The following is a 7,506-nucleotide window of genomic DNA, read 5'->3' on the forward strand; positions in this document are numbered from 1 at the left end:
GTGTTCCCGCAATGGTCTTTTTCCTTCGGCTTTTGAATTGTCAAAAACCGTGAAAAAAAGGATGCCTCATCGCCAATACGCTGCTACATTTGGCGATGTTAACGTTAACTTTTCTAAAAACAAAAATAAAGAGGGCTTTATGAAACAGCTCAAATTGCTCCTTCCTGCTGCGCTGCTCGGCCTTTGTGTCGGGCTTCCATCCCTCTCGACTGCCGCCAATCTGACGATCTCCTGCGGTGCCGTAGGTGCTGAATTGCAGCTGTGCAAGGAGGCTGTCGAAGCGTGGTCGAAGCAGACCGGCAACAGCGTCGAAGTGGTTTCCACGCCTAACTCGGCCACCGAAAGGTTGTCGTTCTACCAACAAATCCTGAGTGCCCGATCCAGCGACATCGACATCATTCAAATCGATATGGTATGGCCGGGGATGCTGGCCAACCATCTGATGGACCTGCGCGAGGTGCTCCCTGCCAACGCGACCGAGGGCTATTTCCAGGCCCAGGTGGATAACGCCACGGTGAACGGCCGGCTGGTGACGATGCCCTGGTTCACCGATTCGGGGCTGCTGTATTACCGCAAGGACTTGCTCGAGAAGTACCACAAACAGGTGCCGCAGACCTGGGAGCAAATGACTGCAACCGCCCGGGAAGTCCAACAGGCTGAGCGCAGCGCCGGGAACGCCAATGCCTGGGGGTACGTCTTTCAGGGCCGCGCCTATGAAGGCCTGACGTGTAATGCACTGGAGTGGATCAGCAGCCAGCCGCAAGGTGGGTTGGTCAACCCACAGGGTGACATCGTGGTCAACAGTCCTGCCGCAAGAACCGCGCTGACGTTGGCCAAGAGCTGGGTAGGAGACATCTCCCCACGTGGCGTACTCAACTACACCGAGGAAGAAGGACGAGGTGTATTCCAGTCGGGCAATGCGCTGTTCATGCGTAACTGGCCGTATGTCTGGGCCCTGGTACAAAGCCCGGACAGTGTCGTAAAAGACAAGGTCGGCGTGGCGCCCCTGCCCCGCGGTGGCGAGACCGGCACCCACGCCTCCACCCTGGGTGGCTGGGGCCTGGCGGTGTCGCGTTACAGCGCCAATCCAAAGCTTGCCGCGCAGCTGGTGAGCTACCTGAGCAGTGCTCAGCAGCAGAAACATCGTGCCCTAGTCGGCGCCTATAACCCGGTGATCGAGTCACTTTATCAAGACCCCGAGCTGCTCGCGGCGATGCCTTATTACAGTCAACTGCGCAGCATTCTCAAGGATGGGGTCATGCGCCCCGCCTCGATTACCGCCGATCGCTATCCACGTGTCTCCAATGCCTTCTTCGATCAAGTGCATGGCGTGCTGGCCGGCGAGGTGCCGGTCGATCAGGCGCTGGCGGAGCTGGAAAGCGAACTGACACGCATCAAGCGCCGGAACTGGTAAGCCACAAGGAAGGAAATTCACCATGTCTGTCTCCACTACCCTGGCGTCCGGTGACGAGCTGATGCCCGCTCTGGAAACGCCGGTACAACGCCGCCGGGTTCGCGCCGCCTGGCTGTTCCTGACTCCGATGCTGCTGTGTCTGGCCCTGGTGGCGGCCTGGCCGCTGCTGCGTACATTCTGGTTCAGCCTGACCGACGCCAGCCTGGCGGACACCGGTGACGCAAGTTTTATCGGCCTGAGCAATTATCTGCTGCACAGCAGCACCGGTTGGTCGGGCATCCTGGTCGATCCACAATGGTGGAACGCGGTGCGCAACACCCTGCATTTCACTGTGGTCTCAGTGGGGTTGGAAATGGTGCTGGGGCTGTTGGTGGCGCTGCTGCTGAACGTCAAGTTCACCGGGCGCGCCTTGGTGCGGGCATTGATTCTGATTCCCTGGGCGATCCCCACCATTGTCTCGGCGAAAATCTGGTCTTGGATGCTCAACGACCAGTTCGGCATCATCAATCATCTGATGCTGGGCGCCGGCCTGATTGACGCGCCGCTGGCCTGGACGGCAGACGCCGACTTGTCGATGTGGGCCGTGATCATCGTCGACGTCTGGAAGACCGTCCCGTTCGTCACGCTGCTGATGCTGGCGGCCTTGCAGATGTTGCCGGGCGATTGCTACGAAGCCGCCCGCGTCGATGGCATTCACCCGCTGAAGGTGTTCTGGCGAGTCACCCTGCCGCTGCTGATGCCTGCGCTGCTGGTGGCGGCGATTTTCCGCATCCTCGATTCGTTGCGGGTGTTTGACGTCATCTATGTGCTGACCTCCAACTCGTCGAGCACCATGAGCATGTCGGTGTACGCCCGCCAGCATCTGATGGAGTTTCAGGACGTCGGCTACGGCAGCGCGGCCTCGACCTTGCTGTTTCTGGTCGTCGCAGTCATCGCCATGATTTATCTGTACCTCGGACGCCGTCAAATGGAGGTTCGCTCATGAGCCCGCGCCTACTGAAAAAAGCGCTGTTGCGCGTCGGATTCTGGTGCCTGATCGCGATTTTGCTGCTGTATGCGGTGTTCCCTTTCTACTACGCCATCGTGACGTCGCTGAAGCCGTCCAGTGCCTTGTTCCAGGTGAGCTACTGGGTCGACAACCCCGACTTCTCCAACTATGCCGCCGTGCTCCACCAGGCCTCGTTCCTGCGGGCAATCGGTAACTCGCTGGTGGTTGCCCTGAGTGTGGTCGCGCTGGCGCTGTTCCTCAGCCTGACCGCCGCCTATGCCTTGGGCCGGGTGAAGTTTCGTGGACGCGGCGCGGTGTTGATAATGGTTCTGGGCGTGTCGATGTTTCCCCAGGTCGCGGTGCTGTCAGGGCTGTTCGAGGTGATCCGTGCCCTGGGCCTGTACAACACGCCCTGGGCGCTGATCCTGAGCTACACGATCTTCACCCTGCCCTTCACCGTCTGGGTGCTGACCACGTTCATGGGCCAACTGCCCCATGAGCTGGAGGAGGCGGCGATCATGGACGGTGCTTCGCCCTGGGTCACCCTGACCCGCGTGTTATTGCCGCTGCTCTGGCCTGCGCTGGTCACCACCGGCCTGCTGGCTTTCATTGCTGCGTGGAACGAGTTCCTGTTTGCCCTGACCTTCACCCTCACCGACACGCAGCGCACGGTGCCGGTAGCCATCGCCCTGATTTCCGGCGGCAGCTCCCATGAGTTGCCTTGGGGGCTGTTGATGGCCGCTTCGGTGCTGGTCACCGTCCCACTGGTGATTCTGGTGCTGATCTTCCAGCGCCGAATCGTTTCCGGTCTCACTACCGGTGCGTTAAAGGGTTGATGCCCAACAAAGACAAGGAACAGCATCGTGATCAAGTTGAAGCTAGACAACGTGAACAAACAATTGGGCGGCATGCGCATTCTTCGCGACGTCAGCCTGGAAATCGCCGCCGGTGAATTCGTGGTGTTCGTCGGCCCCTCGGGCTGCGGAAAATCCACCCTGCTGCGACTGATCGCCGGGCTGGATTCCATCTGCGCCGGCGACCTGTTGATCGACGGGCGCCGGGTCAATGACCTGGAGCCGCGCGAGCGTGGCGTCGGCATGGTGTTTCAGTCCTATGCGCTCTACCCGCACATGAGCGTCTACGACAACATCAGTTTTGGTCTCAAGTTGGCCAAGACCGAAAAGACCAGCCTGCGCGAGCGCGTGCTGAAAACCGCGCAAATACTGCAGTTGGACAAACTGCTGCAACGCAAACCCAAGGAATTATCGGGTGGCCAACGTCAGCGGGTGGCCATGGGCAGGGCTATGGCACGGGAACCGGACATCTTGTTGTTCGATGAGCCGCTGTCCAATCTGGACGCCTCTTTGCGGGTGCAAATGCGCAACGAAATCGCCAGGCTACATGCCCGACTGGGCACGACCATGATCTACGTGACCCACGATCAGGTTGAGGCGATGACCCTGGCCGACAAGATTGTCGTGCTCAATGGCGGACGTATCGAGCAGGTTGGCTCGCCGCGAGAACTCTACGAACGCCCGGCGACTCGTTTTGTCGCCGGTTTCCTCGGCTCGCCAAGGATGAACTTTCTTGCAGCGTTCCTGCATACGCCAGGCGCAAGCAGCCTGGTGGAAAGCCTGGTATTGGGCAGGACCACCCTGCCCTTTGACAGCTCAAGCCTGGCGGCGAACAGCCAACTGAGCCTGGGGATTCGACCGGAACATGTAGCACTCAAGGCGGCACAGGGCACAGCCGGCATCGCCGTGATCGGGGTCGAATACCTGGGCAGCGAAACCTATGTGCACCTCGATACCGGTCAGGATGAGCCGATGATCTGTCGCTGTGAGGTCCACGCCGGGTGGCGAGTGGGTGATCGGGTCGAACTGCAGGTAGAGATCGACAATCTGCACCTGTTCGATGCCGACGGCACGGCCTTGAGGCGCCACCCACAATCCCTCGAAACCCCGTTGGATGACATTGCCCAGCGCTCGGTACGAGCAGGCGCCCTATGACCGTGTGTGTGAATCCCATGAACGCTCCAATGTCCGCGACCCTTGAGCTTGCACAACAGGCGCTGAGCGCCGGCCTGTCTCGCGTCACCGATGACTATCGCCCCGACTATCATCTTGCCCCGCCCGCAGGCTGGATGAACGACCCTAACGGAGTGGTGTACTTTCGCGGCGAGTATCACGTGTTTTATCAACATCACCCCTTCGACGCGAAATGGGGCCCGATGTATTGGGGGCATGCCAAGAGTGCTGACCTGGTCCATTGGCAGCACCTGCCCATCGCACTGGCGCCAGGCGATGACTTTGACCGCGACGGGTGTTTTTCCGGCAGTGCGGTGGTGTGTGGCGACACGTTGGCGTTGATCTACACCGGGCACACCTGGCTGGGGGAAGTGGGTGACGAACGCCAGATTCGCCAGGTCCAGTGTCTTGCCACCAGCGTCGACGGCGTCCGGTTCGTCAAGCAGGGTGTCGTCATCGAGACCGCACCGCAAGACACGATCATGCATTTTCGTGATCCCAAGGTCTGGAAGGACAACGACTATTGGTACCTGATTGCCGGCGCACGCCTGGGCGATACGCCTTTACTCCCCTTGTACCGCTCCATCGATCTGCGCGCCTGGGAGTTCCTTGACTATGTAGCCCGCGGCAACGAGGGCGATGGCTATATGTGGGAGTGCCCGGACCTGTTTCGCCTCGATGGGCGCGACGTGCTGCTGTACTCCCCCCAGGGCATGCGCCCCGAGGGTTACGAGCGGCTCAACAAGTACCAGACCGGTTATCGCGTGGGGCAACTCGACAGCCAATGGCACTTCAGCGGCGACCCGTTTATCGAGCTGGATAACGGCCATGACTTCTATGCTGCGCAAACGCTGGTGGCTGCTGACGGTCGGCGCCTGGTGTGGGCGTGGCTCGACATGTGGGAAAGTCCGATGCCGAGCCAGGCCCATCACTGGTGCGGCATGCTCGGCCTACCCCGGGAACTGCAGTTGCATGCCGACCGCCTCAGGGTGTTTCCGGCCCGGGAACTGACCGCTTTACGCAAGGCACCGCTGCCGCACACCTCTGCGTGGGTTGGACCGGGCTACGAATGGGTGCCACAGGTCAATGGCGACAGGCTCGAGCTCCATGTGCATCTGGATTTGCTCGGCTGTGCCGAAGGTCACCTGGGTATCGCCTTGCGTTGCAGTGCTGAGGGCGACGAACAAACCCTGCTCTATTACGACGCTTCGCTGCAGCGCCTGGTACTGGATCGCAGTCGTTCGGGCGCGCAGGTGAGCGGTCAGCGCAGCGTGGCGATAGACCACGCCCAGAAGTCCTTGCACCTGCGGGTGTTTCTGGATCGTTCGTCCATCGAGGTGTTTGAGCAAGACGGCCGCTTCAGCCTCAGCAGCCGCGTCTATCCGCGGCCCGACAGCCTGGGGGTAAAACTATTGGCAAGCGGGGCTGGCGGACGCGTCTCCATTGGTAATGCATGGCCGCTGGCTTCCGCATGGCTATGAGCAATGTCATTCGAGTCGCGACAAGCCCGGAGCCTGTGTCATGATTCGGCGTCAACCTGACTGGCCGCACCTCGCATGACTTCAGTGAAAGACGTTGCACAGCTGGCCGGCGTGTCCCTGATGACGGTTTCTCGAGCGCTCAACAATCCGGAAAAACTGAGCCCCGAAACCCTTCAGCGGGTGCGTCGCGCCATTGACGAACTGCAATTCGTACCGAGCCTTTCGGCGCGCAGGATGCGCGGGGACAATCTCCAGGCGCGAACCATCGGTGTGTTCGCACTGGATACCGCGACCACACCTTTCGCAGTCGAGCTGCTGCTGTCCATCGAGCAGACCGCGCAGCAAGCCGGTTGGAATGTGTTTATCCTCAACCTGTTGAGCAACCCGCCCACCGAGCAGAACATCGACCTGATGATGTCGCACCGTCCCGACGGGTTGATCTTCAGTGCCATGGGATTGCGCCAGGTGAGCATCCCCGAGCGCCTGAAAAGCAAACCCCTGGTACTCGCCAATTGCCTGGCCGATGACACTCGCCTGGTCAGCTATGTGCCCGACGATGAAACGGGGCAGCATCGAGCGGTGCATCACGCCTTGAGCCAAGGCTATCGGCGCCCTCTGTGTATCAATCTGCCAAAACAGAGCCTTGCCTGGAGCCTGCGACAAGAAGGTTTGCAACGTGCCTGCCAGGCCTTTGGGCTGGCGCCTGAAGCACTTCTGCAATACGACCTTTCCGATCACGATGCCTACGATGAAACCGCAGCCATTCTCGACCGGCACATCATCGAGGGGCGACCGCAGTTCGACATTCTGATCTGCGGCAACGACCGTATCGCCTTCTGTGCCTATCAGTTGTTGTTGGGCCGTGGCCTGAAGATTCCCAGCGATGTTGCGGTGCTCGGCTATGACAACATGATCGGCATCGCCGAGCTGTTCATTCCGCCACTGACCACGGTCCAACTGCCATACTACGAGATCGGTCGCAGGGCTGCCCGGCACCTGATCGAGAACCTCGAGGTGTCGGGCGCCCAGCCAGTAGATTGCCCATTGGTAGTCAGGGCGTCGCTGTAAGCCGAGTCTGTAGTGGGCACGCTCTGAGCTGTCTCAAAGCGTGCGGACACTGCTTTATCAAGCAATCAGATCGTTGGCACTGAAGGTATTGACGCCCAGTAGCTGGATTTCGAAATCCGCATCCAGATTGTCGTTGATGTTGCCGTAAAGCACCTGATCGACGAAGCGCAATTGCCCCGCGCTCGTGAAGTCGTTCGAGTCGATGAAGCTGAACCCGTTGATTGGCGTGGTCAGGAAATCGGCAGCCAGTTTCGATAGGTCAATCTTATCGCCCAGAATGCTGCTGAAGTCGGTAATGACGTCGCGAGCGCTTCCCTTACCCAGTTCATCCAACGCACTGAAAACAAATCGATCGGCTCCAGTGCCGCCAGTGAGCGTGTCACTGCCAATGCCGCCGATCAGCGTGTCATCGCCTGCGCCGCCGTTGAGTTTATCGTTGCCTGCTCCACCGTTCAGCACATTGTTGCCAAAGTTGCCAATCAGCACGTTACCCAACGTGTTGCCGTTGCCATTGAGGTGGGCGCTGCC

6 protein-coding genes and 1 pseudogene are annotated in these 7,506 nt (G+C 60.0%); 6 read left to right on the forward strand and 1 reads right to left on the reverse strand.

All coding sequences use genetic code 11. From position 1 onward, the window contains the following. The first annotated feature begins 139 nt into the window (after positions 1 to 139). The 6 genes from GSM73_RS12775 (at position 140) to GSM73_RS12800 (ending at position 6,978) form a co-directional block, all read left to right on the forward strand. Positions 140 to 1,414 (forward strand): ABC transporter substrate-binding protein, encoded by a 1,275-nt coding sequence (locus GSM73_RS12775; RefSeq protein WP_160892800.1) that lies wholly within the window; start codon positions 140 to 142, stop codon positions 1,412 to 1,414. A gap of 22 nt (positions 1,415 to 1,436) precedes the next feature. Then, positions 1,437 to 2,399, forward strand: coding sequence for a carbohydrate ABC transporter permease (locus GSM73_RS12780; RefSeq protein ID WP_107322465.1), 963 nt, complete (start codon positions 1,437 to 1,439; stop codon positions 2,397 to 2,399). After that, entirely contained in the window at positions 2,396 to 3,238 is an 843-nt protein-coding gene (locus GSM73_RS12785; RefSeq protein ID WP_047226425.1) for a carbohydrate ABC transporter permease, read from the forward strand. Before GSM73_RS12780 ends, GSM73_RS12785 begins: the two co-directional genes overlap by 4 nt. A 27-nt stretch (positions 3,239 to 3,265) precedes the next feature. Next, the gene (locus GSM73_RS12790) at positions 3,266 to 4,411 is read left to right on the forward strand and encodes an ABC transporter ATP-binding protein (RefSeq protein ID WP_107322464.1); all 1,146 of its coding nucleotides are present in this window, start codon (positions 3,266 to 3,268) and stop codon (positions 4,409 to 4,411) included. Continuing rightward, the gene (locus GSM73_RS12795; RefSeq protein ID WP_173406944.1) at positions 4,408 to 5,910 is read left to right on the forward strand and encodes a glycoside hydrolase family 32 protein; all 1,503 of its coding nucleotides are present in this window, start codon (positions 4,408 to 4,410) and stop codon (positions 5,908 to 5,910) included. Before GSM73_RS12790 ends, GSM73_RS12795 begins: the two co-directional genes overlap by 4 nt. Positions 5,911 to 5,985: 75 nt before the next feature. Beyond that, positions 5,986 to 6,978, forward strand: coding sequence for a LacI family DNA-binding transcriptional regulator (locus tag GSM73_RS12800; protein WP_160892802.1), 993 nt, complete (start codon positions 5,986 to 5,988; stop codon positions 6,976 to 6,978). A gap of 57 nt (positions 6,979 to 7,035) precedes the next feature. Here the strand turns inward: GSM73_RS12800 and GSM73_RS12805 are convergent. Beyond that, positions 7,036 to 7,506 (reverse strand): annotated as a pseudogene (locus tag GSM73_RS12805) (metalloprotease); the annotation flags it as partial.

It is taken from the genome of Pseudomonas sp. PICF6 (assembly GCF_009831705.1).
Taxonomy (GTDB): Bacteria; Pseudomonadota; Gammaproteobacteria; order Pseudomonadales; family Pseudomonadaceae; genus Aquipseudomonas; species Aquipseudomonas rhizophila.

Coding starts and splice junctions, on each gene's coding strand:
- GSM73_RS12775 (WP_160892800.1), top strand. CDS start 140: ATGAAACAGCTCAAATTGCTCCTTCCTGCTGCGCTGCTCGGCCTTTGT.
- GSM73_RS12780 (WP_107322465.1), top strand. CDS start 1,437: ATGTCTGTCTCCACTACCCTGGCGTCCGGTGACGAGCTGATGCCCGCT.
- GSM73_RS12785 (WP_047226425.1), top strand. CDS start 2,396: ATGAGCCCGCGCCTACTGAAAAAAGCGCTGTTGCGCGTCGGATTCTGG.
- GSM73_RS12795 (WP_173406944.1), top strand. CDS start 4,408: ATGACCGTGTGTGTGAATCCCATGAACGCTCCAATGTCCGCGACCCTT.
- GSM73_RS12800 (WP_160892802.1), top strand. CDS start 5,986: ATGACTTCAGTGAAAGACGTTGCACAGCTGGCCGGCGTGTCCCTGATG.